This window comes from uncultured Duncaniella sp., assembly GCF_910578445.1.
Lineage (GTDB): Bacteria > Bacteroidota > Bacteroidia > Bacteroidales > Muribaculaceae > Duncaniella.
Genome location: NZ_CAJTQC010000011.1, coordinates 1 through 16,184 on the forward strand (window position 1 = coordinate 1; position 16,184 = coordinate 16,184).

The window sequence follows — 16,184 nt, forward strand, 5'->3', positions numbered from 1 at the left end:
ATGGCTGATTGTTTTATTGGTGAATGGTCTATTGCTTATATCGAACTCACGTTAACATACAATTAACATCACCATCCACCATTGTCAGGGCGCGCGAGCGTTGACCGTCAATATACCTTTATAATATGTAATTCATATCTTCGGGCTTGACGGGATAACGTTCGCTCATAAATGTCGGCGCACCACTGGCGGATAAGGCAAACTGCCTTTGTTATTGCCCTTCGGTTTCAGTACGTTTTTTTACATTTTCGAGAAATTCGTTGATACCGCATAGATGCTCGCGCACGCGGCCGTCGCCGAATTCATAAACTTTCGTAACAAGACCATCAAGGAAGTCGCGGTCGTGGCTCACAAGTATAAGTGTGCCATCGAAGTCGCGCAGTGCCTGTTTTAGAATATCCTTTGTCTTAAGGTCGAGATGATTCGTTGGCTCATCGAGTATAAGCAGGTTGACAGGTTCAAGCAGCAACTTTATCAGACACAAGCGCACGCGTTCGCCACCGGATAGTACCTTTACCTTTTTCTGGCTTTCTTCTCCGCCAAACATAAAAGCACCTAAAAGGTCGCGGATTTTCAGACGTACGTCGCCCACGGCTATATCATCAATAGTCTGGAAAACCGTCAGTTCGCCGTCGAGCAGCGATGCGCTATTTTGGGCAAAGTAGCCAATCTGAACGTTGTGGCCCAGTGCGAGCGAGCCGTTGAAATCAATCTCTCGCATAATAGCTTTGACCATAGTGGATTTTCCTTCGCCGTTGCGTCCTGCGAAAGCCACTTTGTCGCCGCGCTCAATCATAAACGTCGCCCCTGTAAACACAGGCTTCCCATCGTAGCTCTTGCCGACCCCGTCGGCTATGACCGGGTAGCTGCCACTGCGCGGACAAGGTGGGAATTTAAGACGTAAAGCAGACGTATCTTCCTCATCAACCTCTACAATATCGAGTTTTTCGAGCCACTTTACCTTGCTCTGCACTTGGTAGGTCTTGGAGTATGTGCCTTTGAAACGTTCGATAAATTCGCGAGCCTCGGCAATCTGTTTCTGTTGGTCGTCGAACTGCTTTTGCTGTTGTTGGCGGCGTTCGCGGCGCAACTCAAGATAGTGACTATAGTTGGCCTTGTAGTCATAGATTCGCCCCATCGTCACTTCAATTGTGCGAGTTGTGATATTATCGATAAACCGCCGGTCGTGGCTGATCACTACTACAGCCATAGGACTGTTTATGATAAAATCCTCGAGCCAGCCCACCGACTCGATGTCGAGGTGGTTGGTAGGCTCATCGAGCAGCAGCACATCGGGATTCTGCAACAGCAGCTTGGCCAGTTCAATACGCATGCGCCAGCCACCTGAAAACTCGGATGTCGAACGAGAGAAATCGCTACGTTTGAATCCAAGGCCGAGCAGAGCCTTCTCCACATCTTCCTCGAAGTGAGTCATGTCAATGGCATAGAATTTCTCACTCACCGTAGCCACCTTTTCAATCAGTGACATATATGAGTCGCTTTCGTAATCGGTGCGTGTAGCCAATTCCTGATTCATGGCATCGATTTCTGCCTCCATTTCTTTAAGGTGCGCGAAAGCCTGCGAAGCCTCTTCAAAAACGGTGCGGTGATCCTCTGTCATCATGTGTTGCGGCAGATAGCAAATCGTGCAGTCTTTGGGCGCCGACACACTGCCACGACTGGGTTGTCGCACTCCTGCCAAAATCTTCAACAGCGTACTTTTCCCGGCCCCGTTCTTGCCCATAAGGGCTATACGGTCTTTAGGATTGATTACAAATGAAATGTCCTTGAATAAGGTTGTGCCACCGAATTCAACTGTAAGAGCATCAACTGATACCATTATATTATAGCGTAGAATTTTTATGCAAAGGTACTAAAAAATCACTTAAAGGCAAATCATGGCAGATGGCGGTATTTGCTTTTTTGATTATTAATTTCCTGTTTTATACCTATGTGCATTGACGACTCTGTATCACGCGGTTTTGAAGCTTTATCGTTTAACAACATCCCAAATCTCTTGCCAAGAGATGACAGCTTCTAAAACGGTGTAGTAAATTATGGAAATGTTAAACTTTCGCTTTCTTTTTGACAATTGTGAAATCTCCGACCTCGATTGCAGAGCGTGTGACGATTGATTTCAGATACACCGTCTGTGCATCACCGGTTCTTGGATAAATCTTGCCGGTTTTCATTTTGGGTTTATCAGTTTATACATCGTTGCTATATCCTCCGATGCCATCTCGAATTTTGACTTTTCAATCAAAATGTTTTGGCCCGTCATTATGTAAGAAGGCATGATGCGTATTCCTTTATAGAAAATCTCGGTATTGCGCAATTTGTAGGTAGATATAGTTGGGACGGCATTTTTCCCGGACTCTTTCTTACTGATTATGTTGAACGCTTTTTTCGCAACATCTCCCATCAGCATGATAACCTTGAGATTGGGAAACAATTGAATTTCACGTTCAAGAGCCGGCAGACTTTCTTCAATACTCTCCTTTGAAACAGCGTATCCCGATTTAGGAGTTTTGACAGCGTTGGTTATATAAATGCCGAGGTTCAATATTTCATGAATGCTGTTTACTTCAATACCGGCCTTTTGAAACAGTGGAATAGTAGTCGACATATATGCCGAATCGAACTTTCCATAGAAATCATCGTCAGAATCAATGGGTACAACTGCATTTATCATGACAGCCTGTATCGTTTCAGGCTCGATATTTACGTCATTAAAACGCAAGTTTGCGCTGTTTTCGGAAAATCGCTGCAACTCTGTTTTTACATTCATAATCTGATTCGTTTAAGGATAAGACTCATATTTTCTCCAAGATTGCGCTCCACACCGATGCCTTCCTCATAGCATTGACCAAGTTGATATTGTGCGGGAACATAGCCCGATTCAGCCGATTCGCGACATTTTGCGATATCAAACGAATTATCTGTATATTTATCCGTGTACTTTATCATGATTCTATAGCTTTTTCAGGCAATTCCACCGTCTCTGTCCAATCAGACCGATAGTGACAGCATATAGATTGACGTAGCAATAGTTGGATTTACAATTATTTTATTCATTATCCAAATGGTCAGAAAGTAAGTAGCAGTCCTTTTTTCTGGCGGATAGCTTCTTCATAGATATGACAAAGGTCGTCATAGGCTTCCATCCACTCGTCTGACTCTGCGTCATACAGCAATCCATCAGGATGTTCGGCGCTCGCTGCTGCATCTCTGTTCTCCTTCAAAGTGTTCAGAATCTCCTCCACCTCATCGCAATCGATAATGCCCAGCCCTTCCATCCCGGGATCAACGACAACGCCATCAATCTCTACCTCCCAGCCTGTCACGGGTAGTGCTCCCTCCTCAAACACACCGAGGGATTTAATCACCTCATTTACCGCATCCCACATTTCTCGAAGTCCCCGGTCATCTTGGACATCATAACACGCTGTGAGCAGTATGTCGAAATAGACCTGAAGCGTAAGTTCGCCAAATTCCTCTTCCCAATCTTCGTCCAACACATCGCCAGTATAAGGTGATTGCAATTCTTCGAGATGGTCGCAGATATATCGGTGTGCCACTTCGGTGTTCTTTATACTGTCTTTCATGACAGGTTCTATCTCTGCATGAAATTTATTTGCATCAAACACAAACGCCTTATGTTCCATACTCATAATTCTTCCTCAGTGATATTAAAATGTTTCAATGCTTTCTTGTATGCTCTCCGTGCATCTCCTCCTCCGGTCTTGCCTTTGAGGTTTCTCAATATTTCCAGAGCATAGTCACGTTTCATGCCTATGGAAATATCTGACATCAGTTCCTTAATGTCGTTTGTTGCTTTGCTGAAAAGAATCTGCTGAAACACATCAACCAGCTCCCTGCTTGCCTCATCGCTCATCTGCGTAAGAATTTCAGTCTCCAGTGCTGCAATCCATAAACTGTCGAGCGCAAAGTAGACAAATTCAATCCAATCCTCCCGAGGCACTTTTTTGACACGCTTGAGTTTTTTATCGATAAACTCTCTGAGCACAACGCTTATCAGGCGTATATCCTCTTCCTTGTAATCATAACCGGAACTATAATAGCTCAACAGGCAATACTTCACTATATCCAACCCGTCTTCTGATCTGAAATAACGCAGAACACCTTCCGTACCTTCCTCTATACGAATAATCATTGCCATAAGCACTGCTTTCTCGCTTGGTAAATTATCAAAAGTAGAGGAATCGAGGCTGCGTTCCTTCTCTTTCAATGTGTCCAATCCTTTGCGTCCGTTCAGATTAATTATACTTTGCGCGGCATCCATACGCATATAGTTCACTTCATGATATAGTAGCGGATACATGTATTCCAAATACTTGTCATCGTGCGTTTTACCCATTGCCTGTACAATTGCCCGAGGCAATGTTTCGCCGGACTTTACCGCTTCTTCTATGTCGGCATCAGTGACGGTGCATGCAGCGTTATTGTGGTTCAATACTTCATATACCATATAACTTATTTAATAATGCGTATTGCTGTGAAATATGACTCTTTATTAAAATCGGAAACTTGGAGCTCAACGGATTCGCTTGACGACAAAGAGGCTTTGTCACCACGATAGTCTTCATCGTTGATGACAAACTGCACGTTTTTAAGTCCTTGCGTTTCAGCAACGAATAATTCCGCATCGCGTACATAACGGATATGGAAATCAGGATAAGCTGTGGCAAATTCTTCTACCGACGACATAGCACCGATGCCCTTGTCGGTGAGGAATAAGTCGGAATATACAAATATTTCGCTTGTTTTGCCAGTTGTCGTATCATACTCAGGGGTGACTTTCACCCAACCCTCATTGCCAATTTCGTAAATATATACAGTAATTTCACGTGTTTCACCAGTCGGCAATATTTTTTCTTCCTGAGACTTCGTGACGTCAAAGCCTTCCATCTTTTCCGAAACAACAGCATCAATCCTGAACGGACCAGCACATCTATCGGCGATGCGATAAGACTCGACAGCAGCAACCTCATTTTGTTCGGCAACAACTGCTCCGTCTTCCCTTTCCGCAAAGATGGTTGCACAATCTTCATGTGCAACGATGGCAGTGACGGTATATGTGGTCTCGCCGTTACTGCTGCCGTTACAGCAAGCCGAGCAAAGTGACAATATGACTATTGCGAATAAAAATGACACCTTCCGCATATTCATTCATTGACTGATGAAAAGTGGGCTAAATTTTGAGCCGAGGATTATTCCGTCTGCCTCGACCATACGGCTGAAGATTTCGGTAAAACCGTCTTTTGTAAACACACAGTTTCCATGACCTTTTCAGGCAAAGCATCCACGGCATGGCTGAATGTCATAACCAGCCAATTGTATCAATTCTGTTTCGATTCCCTCTTTATTGAGTTCATCAAAGACTTTACCGATAATTATAGCCGTGTTGCCGTCCTTGCGTGAGCTTCCGTTAATACCGATTACTTTCATAGCTCCTTGTGTTGTTCCATTTCGATGCAATTCCACGTTTCGCCGAGACACTCGTAACTCTCGGTTTCAGATAGTGATACTCGATGAAAACCGGCGACTTCATAGCAATGGATGGCGGACGGATTATTTTCAAAGACACCAAGCGATACTTTCGTGGCTCCAAGCGTTTCAAAAGCATATTTGACGGCCTTTGAAACAAGAGATTTCCCTAAACCGCGACCGCGTTTTGAATCATCGACAATAACGAATCCCAACCGTTGTTCCGTCGGATCGTCGGCCGGGGTGCGCAAGGTGATATATCCTACAACGTCATCGCCATCCGTCATTGTCAGGGCGCGCGAGAGTTGTCCGTCAATATACCTCTCGTGATATGCGTTCATGTCTTCGGGCGTGACGGGATAACGCTCGTATCTGTCGGCGCACCACTGGCGCATAAGATATTCGCTTTTAAGCCACGATGTTATCACTGCGGCATCCGAAGGCTTATATGGACGTAATGTGAGGCTCATTTGCGTTTGGCGACAGGGATTCTAAGAACTGTCTTCATTTTATCGGGAGTGCATTTCCTCGGATCAGAAAGATATATCTCGTGGTGACGGCGGGCAGCTGTTATATCCTTCATGTATCCGTTTGATTCAATATACCGGTCAATTGCGTCAAGAGACACCGACTCTGTGTCATACGACCCGGTATGCATGATTTGTGAGCATAGACCTTCCTCAAAACTGATATGGTAAAGAGATGAGCAATCAAGCCCTTTCTTACGGAACACCTCTCTTTTGGCCCATTCCACATCAACTTCATCCACAAAATCGGGAATGCGTATCATTGCAATCCATCGGAAAGCTGACTTATCTGTGAAATCATCTGAAATAGCATTGTCGGTCCACCATAGACCTTCAAGCGGCGGTACGACATATTCAAAGAAACCATCGATACGGTAATCTGTCTTATAGCTCATTTTCAAAGCATAAGCAACCGGGTAAAGAATGCCCAAAGCCTGCTGATATTCTCCGTCCGGCTCGTTAGGGTTCCCACAGCCATTGACAGCGATAAACTTCATCTCAGGCACTTCCACGATAGTCGGTGTAGTCTTAGGCATATACAGACCCTTGTATTCTTTCTTGTAGTCAAACGCCATTTTTAAACTTTTTTACCGTTATAATTCTGTTTTATCTCATCGATTGACTTGCCGCCAATGCCAAAGTTCTCGTCAGGCAGTTCTTTGATAGTAACCGTGAAGAACTGCTCCGGGATATGTGTTATCTCGGAGGCTATGGCTGTAAGACGCTCAATCAACTGTTTCTTCTGTTCAGCGGTCAGTTTGCCGCTCTCTATTGATATGTATGGCATTATAATCTTCTTTAGTCATATTGTAGAAATGTTCGGTCCGTTTGTCGCCAAGTGGGGATGTTATGTTGCTGTTTGTATGGTGATATTTGAATCCACTTTTTTCGCAGACCCGTTTCGACTTAACATTTCCGTCATAATATCCACACCAGACTGTTTCAAGGCCTAACTCGTTGAAGCATCGAGCCAGCAAAGCGCTAACAGCTTCAGGAATCAGACCTTGCCCCCAATATGGCTTGCCAATCCAATAGCCAATCTCTGCCTCACCATCTTTCATATTAGCGGAATGAAGACCATTGGCAAACATGATTCCGCAACTTCCTATCGGTTCGCCTGTTTTTTTCAGAACAACCGCATATGTCTCAGGAGCAGCAAAAACAGTCCTGATTATTTCAAGACTATTTTTTACCGAAGTATGTGGCATCCATCCTGCAATGGGACCTATATCCGGATCGCACGCGTATTTATATAGTATCCCGGCTTCCGATTCTTGCCACGGGCGCAAAATCAATCTTTCTGTTTCAATCATACCGGCAGAGTCTTAACATTATGATCGGAAAACATTGTCGGAGCGAATTCCACAATCTGATAATCGGCGCTATTTCTTCCAGCGTTTGAGATGCGGGAAGAATTGGCGCATCTGCTCTTTCATCTGCTCGACTGTAAGATTCTGACCGGAGTTTTTGTTTATCTCGTCGGTAAACTGAGCGCAGTGTTCAATCATCTGCTCCATAGTCATATCTTGCACGAACTTGCCGTCCTTGTAGCAGTAGATGCAGTAATCTTCATTGGGCGTCCCATCCGCATTTGTGCCGAGGACTTCGTTGGTGAGCGGCATTCCGCAGCTCTGACAGAATTTCATTTCCATTGTTATTTTTCTTGTTAACTGTTTGGATAAAATTATCCAACGCAAATTTAACAATAAAAATCCACAAAACAACAACCGATGAATGAATGCCTTTCGCCCCGGGAGCGCATCCCGAATATAAACCGGACATCAGACATAATGACTTGACCGGCTTCGATAAAGAGGATTTAAAACGCTTCCGCTGCTCTCATCCCACACTGACGAATCAGGAAGCAATGTCGATATCCAAACTTAACTACGAACACACCCAAAACATGGGAATGTCTCACGGACTTTACCTCCCAAAAAACTCCACGGAGGGAAGCAAGAGCCTCCCTCTGTGGCATTGATATGTAATTGAATATAGTTTTTTTTATAGTTATAAAACCGATGTGTGCCTTTACGTATATGCAATTATTGAACAGCTGATACATTCTTTATTGACGAATGATTAATTTATTGTTCAATACGCTCATAGTCATCAATCTTACCACCTGCGATTTTGATTCGAGTTTTACCGGCCCAGCCCATATCAGAATAAGAGACAACATACCAATTATTGCCATCAGGTTCTATGTTGTTAATCTTTGATGCTCCATCTGTTTCAGGATTGGAATCTTGCATCTTGGTTCTCAACGCATAAAACGCGTAGCAAGATTCCTCGTCACAATCGTATTCATAGTCCTCTTGCAATTTTTTTAGTGCGTTAGTTGTAAAATAAGTCTCAGGTTGTTCATTCTGTGAGTCTATTGCAAATACGAATTTTTCATACGCCGTGTTAATAAGAGCGATATCTTCACTAATTCCAGCAAGAGTGTCGTTAGTTACTGTATTTTGGTCAACTATTGTCTCTGTTCCACTCTTGTCTGCGGACGCTCCACAAGATGCAAGTCCGGCGAGCAACAAGGCAATGCAAACATGTCTAAGTTCTATAATTTTCACAATATGATTATTTTTGCTGTTCCCTTAATTTAACAATTCATAAATACACTGTTTGCTGAACATTGTTGGAGAAAACTCTACAATCTGATAATCGGCGATGCCATTAATATTAAATGGGTCTTGTGAAATGATGGTATCAACTGTGGCACGGTTGTCAGCCTTTATCATTATCACGCCTCCAATACGAGGGTTTTGAGGACCGGAAATAATGAAATCACCCACGGCATAATGCTCCGCAAGGTATTCGCGATGCGCCTGTAGAAAGCGGTCAACCTCTTCGAGTGGTGTCTTGTAAGTCAGAATTGCTATAAACATATTCATTTCCATTGTCATTTTTCTTGTTAACTGTTTGGATAAAATTATCCAACGCAAATTTAACAATAAAAATCCACAAAACAACAACCGATGAATGAATGCCTTTCGCTCCGGGAGCGCATCCCGAATATAAACCGGACATAAGGCATAATGACCTGACCGGCTTCGATAAAAAGTATTTAAAACGCTTCCGCCGCTCTCATCCCACACTGACGAATCAGGAAGCAATGTCAATGTCCAAACTCAACTACGGACACACCCAAAACATGGGAATGTCTCACGGACTTTACCCCCCAAAAAAACTCCACGGAGGGAAGCAAGAGCCTCCCTCCGTGGCGGTATATTCTCTTAAGCAGTATGATATACTCTTTATGTTATAGGACTTTACAGTTCAATAACATCAGGATAATGCAAGAATCATTGTCCTATCTTTTAATGAGAAGTTTTTAGATCCGTGGAAATCATTGGTTAATCACAAGTAATTAAATGTGATTCACCGTCGTTGAGAAGGAGTACGGGCCAATGCGGAGAGAATACGTCCATGAATTTCTTGGGATTTTCTGTATGTATGGGGATGATTCTGGCTGCGTTCAAATGATTGAAAAGTATTTCCAATGTAGGCACATCGGCATGACCCGAAGTATGAACATACTCATACCCTGCCCCTAATGATTTTGCAAGATCTTCATTAAATGCAGGCGAATCCGGATTTAAATATCCTTTCCACATAGAGAGATACTTTTTGCTCAGATGCGCGGGAAACGATTCTATAAGCGACTTGAATTGTGTGGTGGTACGTGCTATCAATACACAACCTTTCCAATCTATCAATTTCCTAAGCTTGTCAGGGATATAGAATCGTGGAGTTTTCTTAAAAGTCCTGTCAAGCATAAGAACGAACGGAAGGCCTTTATCAAACTCATAGCCCGGATCATAAGTGTCGGAAACTTCAGAACCGGTCTCATCTATAAATTCAAAACGTTCCGTTTCATTACGCATCCAGTCATTTTTACCTATCACCGAGTTGAGGATTTCGTACTGATATTCATCCATCAGAACAATTCTGCCAGCCTCTGCAGCTGCGCGATAGATGCCAAAAAGGCGGTCGATATTAGTGGATGAAACAAATACGGAGTTGTATTTATTTCGCTTAAATAATTCTTTAAATCGTTCTTCAATTTTCCACTCAGGTTCTGCTTCATCCCGGCTTCTTTCAATATTGGTTGCCTCACATACAACAGCGTCAACATCAGGTAAAGAATGCATGGTGTCCCTGAACTCTTCACCGAAAAGACCATGAGCACGGAAATCACCGGTATGGAATGCTATGGAATCATCCGCACCATCAGTAATTATGAAGCCATAAGAATCGTAAGCCGAGTGATCCATCTTGACCGGACGAATATAGAACGGTCCAAATGAAAATTCCTCATCTTCCATAAATGTGTGAATCAGGCCTGAACGCTCGTGAGATTTTTGCGCTTTTTCGCCTATTTCTCCGCTAACATTTGATAGCCGTCGCTGAAGCTTTCGATAAATTTCACATCCGGTATACCCCATATACACAGGGATAGCCCCAGCCACCTCTGAAAGTTTGCCGATATGATCCCCGTGATAATGTGTTATCAGCAGAGCACTTTTGGATAAGTCTCCACAAGTGAGTCCTTCTATATCCAACTTCTTGTTATAAGCAGGAGCCCCAGGCAGCTGTTCGCCATAATCTACAAACAGTTTCCATCCGTTAGACTCGTATTCTGTTACGCATCCTCCTATTTGATTGGAGCCGCGATGAACTGTAATTTTCATTTCCTTAATTTTTTGTCTTTCAAGACTTCAATGACATAGAACCCCTCATTTCTATACTTTTCATTAAATGATTCGGAGTTTTCTCCGCTATAAGCAACAGCAAAAACGGGATTCAGGGAGGTGTCAACATTTACAGTTGCAGGAAGTAATCCAATCTCCTTTTTTATGTTTACGACTTGCGCCATTTCCTTAGTGAACAGACAATCAATATCATTGCCTATTGTATCGTCAAAGTCTTTTTTATGCACTTTGACATTGGCGGAATTGTCGTCGCTATCAGCTGCTTCGTTTTGCTTGAGTTCTATAACATACAGCTGACCTTTGCAATCAACCGCAATTATGTCAAAACGGCAGACCTTACTTTTCCCTTTGCTGTTTTTGGCTTTATTATATGGCTTGTTTACGCTGACCGCAAATTCTATGTCTATCACAGCTAAATCCGATTCTGAATCAGCTGATTTGTTTCTTTCAGTTATTGCTTGCTGGTCGTCTCTTTCCTGATGTTCCCATTTGTCAAACCATTCGTTCATGACAGATTTTGCTTTCTCAAAGAAGCTCTCCGGATTTTCGGGGAGAAGCTGCATGAGGCCATCGTATTTCTCATTGAGCTCTGACATAATCTGGTCCGCCTCAATCTCCGTTGGAATGGGTTGCTTAGTGCGGGGATTGATTTCGTGTTGTTTGCGCGATGCAACTTTTTCAACATGAGTTTTTGGGAATTCTTTGGGGTGGCCTAAATAAAAATAGAATTTATCGAATTGAAACGACCGTGGCTTGATGCGGAGAATGTTACCACCTCTATAATAGACATTGAGGTAGTTGTCACGCACTTGGATATCAAGCTCTCTATCTTCAATGATCTCATTTATGATAGCACAAAGGTCGCCTTCGCATAATCTCTTAAGGAAGGGATTGGATAAATTTCCACGCATCGTAATATTAGTCATAGGAAATACAATTAATTGAATATGCAAATCTACTGATTTTAATTGATATATCAAATTTGTAGAGAATGTTTCTCACACATACGGGGCTGATATAGCTTATTTTAAACGTAAATTCGTATAATCGGTACTGTCTTGGTGTAGATTTGAAAAGAGTTTATTGAAGTTTTCTTCACCCAAAACCGTCCGGAGATCTTCAGGAGAGAGAAAATCGCCTGTATCTCCGGCGCATGTATTCCAGCGACTGGTCACAGATGCAATTCTATTTTCCGGAGTCACTTCAACAGCTATCAGTGAATAGCCATATTTATCATGTGGAAAACCCATTCCAGGCATACAAGGAACGTCCCACCAATCGCCATTGCCACAGAAGTAGAATCGATTGCCATTTGAGGTATACTCCTTGAATGACTCCTCGGAAATTACAATACACCATGATACCATTTCAAAATATGAACGAGCATCCTCAAAGTTTTTGATCTCACTAACCCAATAGTCAAAGTCGATCTCTCCCTCTTCTAAGGGAACGACCGGCGACATCCCGATTATCTGACATACCGTATCAGGATCGGATTCGTTGAATACGTTATCAAAGAAGTCATAACCTGGTGTTTGATCAAGGACTTTTAGAATCATTCGTACTTTACTAACGTCATCCGGATTGTTTATGTCAATCAATCCTTTCATGTTCCACAAAAATATTCCTACAGCAAACTTGGCAAGACGTGAGTCAAGTTCCGGAAATAATTCAACGTAATGGTCCACCTGATCGCCTGCGGAAAACTCATCCAGCCACCACTTCATGTGTTTACGATATTTCGCCTGCATATCTTTTTATCGCGTTGCTTTAACTTCTCCACGTTCCCCACATATATATGTGGTTGAGCCATGTTTGATCGTTACAGTGTTGGAGGTATAACCCAACAGAGTGCCTACTCTGTGCCAGATGTAGCCTCCGTTCGGGCCATACACATATACGGTTGAACCTTTTTGTTCTGCGTATCCAATCATTGTCTAATACACTCTTTTCGTGTCGTGCGCAACTTTTAAGTAGAATAATTAATTACACTGTATAATAATGATTTATTTCTCAGCATCAGTACCCACTATTTTTTCGGGTAATCCTAATATTGGTTATCTGCTCAAAATTCATTGCTGAGATTTGTCGCATTCAGATACCGGCATAGTTCCTCGAAAGACATTCCGTTGAAATTGGAATCTATATATTCTCTGCGTGGGTCTCCCATAAGGCAAGCCAGCAAACGATACGCTTTCTTACCTTCAAGCATGTCGCCCATCGAAACTTCGCCAGATTGCAACCATCGTAATAGACCTTCGCCATAAAATTGAACTTGATTGACCGTTAATTCTTCCATTTTCCTTGAATATTCCTTGGTTTTTAAAGTTTAGTAGATTGAGGATTATTCTATTCTTGTGAAAAAGGAACAACCGTTACTTGCTTTTTCATACGCTGAGCTTCCCTAATTGTATGAAGAGTTCCCTTTGAATCTGGTGATGGGAAGGCTATGACATTAGAAGCCTCTTGGGCTATCTGAGTGTTTCGCTTTAGGGTCGCATATCGCCCATAGACATCATATCGGGGAGAGAACTCCATGTAAGGCTTATGATGGCGAGCCGCAAATAATTTGGCGAAAGCGTCAACTCCTTTTGCGCCTCCAGAGATTACCATCTGAATCTCGTCTGGGTTGATTTTGTCAAGTAGGAGCTTTTCCCACTCCTGATAGCTTACACCCGGATTCCGAGTGCCAACGATTGCTAATTTCATATTCAATCTAAATATTGGTACTCTTATACTATACGATTGAGAAATTTAAGAAATGGTTAACCGATGTTAAAATCGAATATATTGGACTCTTGTGCCCTATTGTCAAAAAGTTATTCACTTGACTACAAAAATGATACACATTAATAATATTTAACTTTATTAGATTATGGTGACTTTTACGAAATCAGCGAGGTCACCACATTTGGCTCGGTCGAACCTCGTTGAGCTGAAGGTTATGGTGACTTGGTGGGGTGTGGTTAAATAAAAGGTCAATAGTCTATTGAGAATTAATACCTTAGCGCATCACCAGCGCCCAAACCAATATCAATAATCATGGGATAGAGGTCGGAGTGACAATATGATAGAATTTTTACACATCTAAAAGGTAAATGGCAATATATTCGTAAAAAGCAGAATATTCTTAAAGGACAGAATATTTTAAAGGGCAACATATTCGGTATACCATGGACACTTGTGGGCAGACTAAAGGGAATCGCTCATAAGTGTCAATTTGCCAAACGCCACCGGGAGGCGGACAGTGCGCCCCCCGGTGGCTAAGTCTCATCTATCGGGACATCCACGATGCTACCCTCTCGAAACCAATGCGACCTTTCAGATTCGTTCCTTCAAGGCAATCTCCCGGGCGAGCGAATATGCCTGACCGACATCATCCGGCCAATGTTTTGCCCTATAAGCTCTTTTCTCCTCTTCGCTAAACACTTCCACCACATATTTCGAATAGCTCCGAAATGATACATATTTTACACATATATATATTGAGCTTTCTTCAATACCACACATTTTAATTAAATTTGCATTGCAATATTAGGTGGGACACCTCAATAACAATCTACCTCAATGAAGCCGACAAATATACTCGACATACGCACACGAGCCGATTTCCGCAGATGGCTCTCGGCCAACCACGCCACAGAAAAGGAATGCTGGATTGTGGCAAAACGTGGCAAAACACCTCCGGAGGATGCCCTGTGGTATCTCGACGCCGTAGAGGAAGCCCTCTGCTTCGGATGGATAGACTCAACTGTAAAAACTGTCGGAGAAACGACTCTCCAACGCTTCGGACCGAGAACTAAAAACGGCAACTGGACAGAACTTAACAAAGAGCGCTGCCGCCGGTTAGAGAAAATCGGACTGATGACCGATGCCGGCCGCAAGGCCTGCCCGAAACTCGACGCTGATTTTGTAGTCCTTCCGGAAATACTCGAGGTATTCCATGCCAACAAAAAGGCCCATGAAAACTTCCTGAAATTTCCTCTGCTCTACCAACGTGTCAGAATCGACAATATCCAACGTGTGAAAACAAAGCCTGAGCTATTCAAAAGCCGCCTTGACAAACTGATTGAAGCCAGCGGAAAAGGGATAATGATCGGAGACTGGCACGACTGCGGCCGGCTGCTTGACTATTAAACCATATCTCCGCGGACTCGCACCGTTCTATCAATTCGAAAAACTTTTATCAGTCAACGGCTTTTTTCGCCAGATTACCGCTGACATCTTCCAGATGCCTGCTCCCCCATTCCGACAGCTCGTTGAGAATCGGAATCAGAGTCATGCCCAGTTCAGTCAAATCATATTCGACCCTCGGAGGCACATCCGGGTGAAGCACACGCCTGACAAGACCAATCGACTCAAGAGTCTTGAGATGGCCTGAAAGAACTTTAGGTGATATGTCAGGAATCGCCCTTGACAGCTCATTAAAACGCATCACACCGAACTCATCGAGAATAACAAGCAGCAGCATCGACCACTTGTTGGCGAAGTGTGCTATCACATTACGCATAGGGCAAGAGGCCACACACGAATATTTTTCTGAAATTTTCACATCCTTCATCTTCCTGACACTGAATAATAGTGAGTTTAAAGTAAGCGGCTACTTTAGAGGTAACCTCTTGCATGATAATTTTTTGACATATAATTTTGCACCCGATTCCGATAGCGTGGAGTCCTCTTGTCGACCGACACGCCAATCGCAATCGCAAATGGCCATTCATACTATCAATCGGATAGCAGCTATCCTCACGCAAAATTAGCAAAACATTATCAAACCTCAAATTATGACAGAAACCACTATTAATATTCCGACATCACCCGAATTATCCGGCAAAGCCTCATTCATTATGCTCGGCACAGGATTCGATGAAATCGAAGCCCTCGCGACAGCCGATGTCATGCGCAGGGGAGGCATGGAAACCTACACAGTGTCAATGAGCGACGACCGGCTCGTAAAAGGTGCGACCGGCCAACTCGTCATCGCTGATATGACCATTACAGACCTGAAGCCGGAACTTATTGACTGGCTGATTCTCCCCGGTGCTGACATAGACCAGCCCGCAGTCAACCCCGGCGAGAGCATACAGAAAATCATAAAGAACCATTGGGACAATGGTGGCAAAATCGCAGCAATCTGCGCAGCACCGGCCCTTATACTCGGGCCATTGGGAATCATCAACGGCAAAGAAGCCACTGGCTATCCATTCCTGAAAGACGAATTCAATCGACACGGAGGCATTTACTCCGACCGTCACACGGTTTCAAACGGACGCCTCATCACCTCCAACGGGCCGGGAACAACCCTTGAATTCGCCCTTGCAATCGTCCGCGAGACTCAAGGGAAAGAAACAGAAACGGCCTTAAGAAAAGGAATGGTCATACAACCCTGTGGCTGCATAAGCACCGACGACTGTCATTGCACGCAATAACAATA

At 43.4% G+C, this 16,184-nt stretch carries 22 protein-coding genes and 1 pseudogene; 2 read left to right on the forward strand and 21 right to left on the reverse strand.

All coding sequences use genetic code 11. The features are described 5' to 3' along the window. Positions 1–211: 211 nt before the first annotated feature. From QZ311_RS06195 to QZ311_RS06290, 20 genes and pseudogenes are all read right to left on the reverse strand, one after another. Positions 212–1,840 carry an ABC-F family ATP-binding cassette domain-containing protein gene (locus QZ311_RS06195; protein WP_297065512.1) on the reverse strand — a complete coding sequence of 543 codons (1,629 nt, stop codon included), beginning with the start codon at positions 1,838–1,840 and terminating at the stop codon, positions 212–214. Positions 1,841–2,090: 250 nt separating this feature from the next. Further along, positions 2,091–2,192 (reverse strand): annotated as a pseudogene (locus QZ311_RS06200) (acetyltransferase); the annotation flags it as partial. After that, complete coding sequence (locus tag QZ311_RS06205; RefSeq protein WP_297065515.1) at positions 2,189–2,788, reverse strand: uracil-DNA glycosylase family protein; 600 nt, start codon at positions 2,786–2,788, stop codon at positions 2,189–2,191. The pseudogene QZ311_RS06200 and the gene QZ311_RS06205, both read right to left, overlap by 4 nt. Beyond that, positions 2,785–2,967, reverse strand: coding sequence for a hypothetical protein (locus QZ311_RS06210; protein WP_297065518.1), 183 nt, complete (start codon positions 2,965–2,967; stop codon positions 2,785–2,787). Before QZ311_RS06210 ends, QZ311_RS06205 begins: the two co-directional genes overlap by 4 nt. A 119-nt stretch (positions 2,968–3,086) precedes the next feature. Then, entirely contained in the window at positions 3,087–3,605 is a 519-nt protein-coding gene (locus QZ311_RS06215; protein WP_297065521.1) for a hypothetical protein, read from the reverse strand. A 62-nt stretch (positions 3,606–3,667) separates the two neighbouring features. Next, positions 3,668–4,489, reverse strand: a complete 822-nt coding sequence (locus QZ311_RS06220) for a hypothetical protein (protein ID WP_297065524.1) — start codon at positions 4,487–4,489, stop codon at positions 3,668–3,670. Between the two features lie 5 nt (positions 4,490–4,494). After that, positions 4,495–5,190, reverse strand: coding sequence for a hypothetical protein (locus tag QZ311_RS06225; RefSeq protein WP_297065526.1), 696 nt, complete (start codon positions 5,188–5,190; stop codon positions 4,495–4,497). A gap of 120 nt (positions 5,191–5,310) precedes the next feature. Next, positions 5,311–5,469, reverse strand: a complete 159-nt coding sequence (locus QZ311_RS06230) for an NAD(P)H-dependent oxidoreductase (protein ID WP_297065529.1) — start codon at positions 5,467–5,469, stop codon at positions 5,311–5,313. Further along, positions 5,466–5,978, reverse strand: coding sequence for a GNAT family N-acetyltransferase (locus tag QZ311_RS06235; protein WP_297065531.1), 513 nt, complete (start codon positions 5,976–5,978; stop codon positions 5,466–5,468). The genes QZ311_RS06230 and QZ311_RS06235 overlap by 4 nt, the downstream gene beginning before the upstream one ends. Then, positions 5,975–6,610, reverse strand: coding sequence for a GyrI-like domain-containing protein (locus tag QZ311_RS06240; RefSeq protein ID WP_297065532.1), 636 nt, complete (start codon positions 6,608–6,610; stop codon positions 5,975–5,977). The genes QZ311_RS06235 and QZ311_RS06240 overlap by 4 nt, the downstream gene beginning before the upstream one ends. 2 nt (positions 6,611–6,612) lie before the next feature. Next, positions 6,613–6,822, reverse strand: a complete 210-nt coding sequence (gene dmpI / locus QZ311_RS06245) for a 4-oxalocrotonate tautomerase DmpI (RefSeq protein ID WP_297065534.1) — start codon at positions 6,820–6,822, stop codon at positions 6,613–6,615. Further along, entirely contained in the window at positions 6,782–7,348 is a 567-nt protein-coding gene (locus QZ311_RS06250) for a GNAT family N-acetyltransferase (RefSeq protein ID WP_297065537.1), read from the reverse strand. The genes dmpI and QZ311_RS06250 overlap by 41 nt, the downstream gene beginning before the upstream one ends. A gap of 69 nt (positions 7,349–7,417) precedes the next feature. After that, on the reverse strand, positions 7,418–7,687 hold the full coding sequence (locus tag QZ311_RS06255; RefSeq protein WP_297065541.1) for a zinc ribbon domain-containing protein: 270 nt from the start codon (positions 7,685–7,687) through the stop codon (positions 7,418–7,420). Positions 7,688–8,122: 435 nt separating this feature from the next. Then, the gene (locus QZ311_RS06260) at positions 8,123–8,608 is read right to left on the reverse strand and encodes a hypothetical protein (RefSeq protein ID WP_297065544.1); all 486 of its coding nucleotides are present in this window, start codon (positions 8,606–8,608) and stop codon (positions 8,123–8,125) included. Between the two features lie 24 nt (positions 8,609–8,632). Further along, positions 8,633–8,923 (reverse strand): YciI family protein, encoded by a 291-nt coding sequence (locus QZ311_RS06265; protein WP_297065688.1) that lies wholly within the window; start codon positions 8,921–8,923, stop codon positions 8,633–8,635. 468 nt (positions 8,924–9,391) lie between these two features. Then, positions 9,392–10,729, reverse strand: a complete 1,338-nt coding sequence (locus tag QZ311_RS06270) for a hypothetical protein (protein ID WP_297065547.1) — start codon at positions 10,727–10,729, stop codon at positions 9,392–9,394. Beyond that, positions 10,726–11,730, reverse strand: coding sequence for a hypothetical protein (locus QZ311_RS06275; RefSeq protein ID WP_297065550.1), 1,005 nt, complete (start codon positions 11,728–11,730; stop codon positions 10,726–10,728). The genes QZ311_RS06270 and QZ311_RS06275 overlap by 4 nt, the downstream gene beginning before the upstream one ends. 42 nt (positions 11,731–11,772) lie before the next feature. Then, complete coding sequence (locus QZ311_RS06280) at positions 11,773–12,501, reverse strand: hypothetical protein (RefSeq protein ID WP_297065553.1); 729 nt, start codon at positions 12,499–12,501, stop codon at positions 11,773–11,775. Positions 12,502–12,815: 314 nt separating this feature from the next. Continuing rightward, positions 12,816–13,049 (reverse strand): hypothetical protein, encoded by a 234-nt coding sequence (locus QZ311_RS06285; protein ID WP_297065555.1) that lies wholly within the window; start codon positions 13,047–13,049, stop codon positions 12,816–12,818. Between the two features lie 50 nt (positions 13,050–13,099). Beyond that, on the reverse strand, positions 13,100–13,459 hold the full coding sequence (locus QZ311_RS06290; RefSeq protein WP_297065558.1) for a DNA-processing protein DprA: 360 nt from the start codon (positions 13,457–13,459) through the stop codon (positions 13,100–13,102). An 858-nt stretch (positions 13,460–14,317) separates the two neighbouring features. Here QZ311_RS06290 and QZ311_RS06295 point away from each other — a divergent pair. Next, positions 14,318–14,887: a YdeI/OmpD-associated family protein gene (locus QZ311_RS06295; protein ID WP_297065561.1), complete on the forward strand. Its 570-nt coding sequence runs from the start codon at positions 14,318–14,320 to the stop codon at positions 14,885–14,887. A 49-nt stretch (positions 14,888–14,936) separates the two neighbouring features. On the opposite strand, the gene QZ311_RS06300 is transcribed toward QZ311_RS06295, so the two are convergent. Further along, entirely contained in the window at positions 14,937–15,311 is a 375-nt protein-coding gene (locus QZ311_RS06300; RefSeq protein WP_297065564.1) for a helix-turn-helix domain-containing protein, read from the reverse strand. 223 nt (positions 15,312–15,534) lie between these two features. Here QZ311_RS06300 and QZ311_RS06305 point away from each other — a divergent pair, with 223 nt between their 5' ends. Beyond that, a complete protein-coding gene (locus QZ311_RS06305; RefSeq protein WP_297065567.1) occupies positions 15,535–16,179 on the forward strand; it encodes a DJ-1 family glyoxalase III in 645 nt (214 codons plus the stop codon). The last annotated feature ends 5 nt before the right edge of the window (positions 16,180–16,184 follow it).

What these genes read in the sequence shown, in the direction of transcription:
- QZ311_RS06195 (WP_297065512.1), bottom strand. Translation starts at nt 1,840, where the DNA reads ATGGTATCAGTTGATGCTCTTACAGTTGAATTCGGTGGCACAACCTTA.
- QZ311_RS06205 (WP_297065515.1), bottom strand. Translation starts at nt 2,788, where the DNA reads ATGAATGTAAAAACAGAGTTGCAGCGATTTTCCGAAAACAGCGCAAAC.
- QZ311_RS06210 (WP_297065518.1), bottom strand. Translation starts at nt 2,967, where the DNA reads ATGATAAAGTACACGGATAAATATACAGATAATTCGTTTGATATCGCA.
- QZ311_RS06215 (WP_297065521.1), bottom strand. Translation starts at nt 3,605, where the DNA reads ATGAAAGACAGTATAAAGAACACCGAAGTGGCACACCGATATATCTGC.
- QZ311_RS06220 (WP_297065524.1), bottom strand. Translation starts at nt 4,489, where the DNA reads ATGGTATATGAAGTATTGAACCACAATAACGCTGCATGCACCGTCACT.
- QZ311_RS06225 (WP_297065526.1), bottom strand. Translation starts at nt 5,190, where the DNA reads ATGAATATGCGGAAGGTGTCATTTTTATTCGCAATAGTCATATTGTCA.
- QZ311_RS06230 (WP_297065529.1), bottom strand. Translation starts at nt 5,469, where the DNA reads ATGAAAGTAATCGGTATTAACGGAAGCTCACGCAAGGACGGCAACACG.
- QZ311_RS06235 (WP_297065531.1), bottom strand. Translation starts at nt 5,978, where the DNA reads ATGAGCCTCACATTACGTCCATATAAGCCTTCGGATGCCGCAGTGATA.
- QZ311_RS06240 (WP_297065532.1), bottom strand. Translation starts at nt 6,610, where the DNA reads ATGGCGTTTGACTACAAGAAAGAATACAAGGGTCTGTATATGCCTAAG.
- dmpI (WP_297065534.1), bottom strand. Translation starts at nt 6,822, where the DNA reads ATGCCATACATATCAATAGAGAGCGGCAAACTGACCGCTGAACAGAAG.
- QZ311_RS06250 (WP_297065537.1), bottom strand. Translation starts at nt 7,348, where the DNA reads ATGATTGAAACAGAAAGATTGATTTTGCGCCCGTGGCAAGAATCGGAA.
- QZ311_RS06255 (WP_297065541.1), bottom strand. Translation starts at nt 7,687, where the DNA reads ATGGAAATGAAATTCTGTCAGAGCTGCGGAATGCCGCTCACCAACGAA.
- QZ311_RS06265 (WP_297065688.1), bottom strand. Translation starts at nt 8,923, where the DNA reads ATGTTTATAGCAATTCTGACTTACAAGACACCACTCGAAGAGGTTGAC.
- QZ311_RS06270 (WP_297065547.1), bottom strand. Translation starts at nt 10,729, where the DNA reads ATGAAAATTACAGTTCATCGCGGCTCCAATCAAATAGGAGGATGCGTA.
- QZ311_RS06280 (WP_297065553.1), bottom strand. Translation starts at nt 12,501, where the DNA reads ATGCAGGCGAAATATCGTAAACACATGAAGTGGTGGCTGGATGAGTTT.
- QZ311_RS06285 (WP_297065555.1), bottom strand. Translation starts at nt 13,049, where the DNA reads ATGGAAGAATTAACGGTCAATCAAGTTCAATTTTATGGCGAAGGTCTA.
- QZ311_RS06290 (WP_297065558.1), bottom strand. Translation starts at nt 13,459, where the DNA reads ATGAAATTAGCAATCGTTGGCACTCGGAATCCGGGTGTAAGCTATCAG.
- QZ311_RS06295 (WP_297065561.1), top strand. Translation starts at nt 14,318, where the DNA reads ATGAAGCCGACAAATATACTCGACATACGCACACGAGCCGATTTCCGC.
- QZ311_RS06300 (WP_297065564.1), bottom strand. Translation starts at nt 15,311, where the DNA reads ATGAAGGATGTGAAAATTTCAGAAAAATATTCGTGTGTGGCCTCTTGC.
- QZ311_RS06305 (WP_297065567.1), top strand. Translation starts at nt 15,535, where the DNA reads ATGACAGAAACCACTATTAATATTCCGACATCACCCGAATTATCCGGC.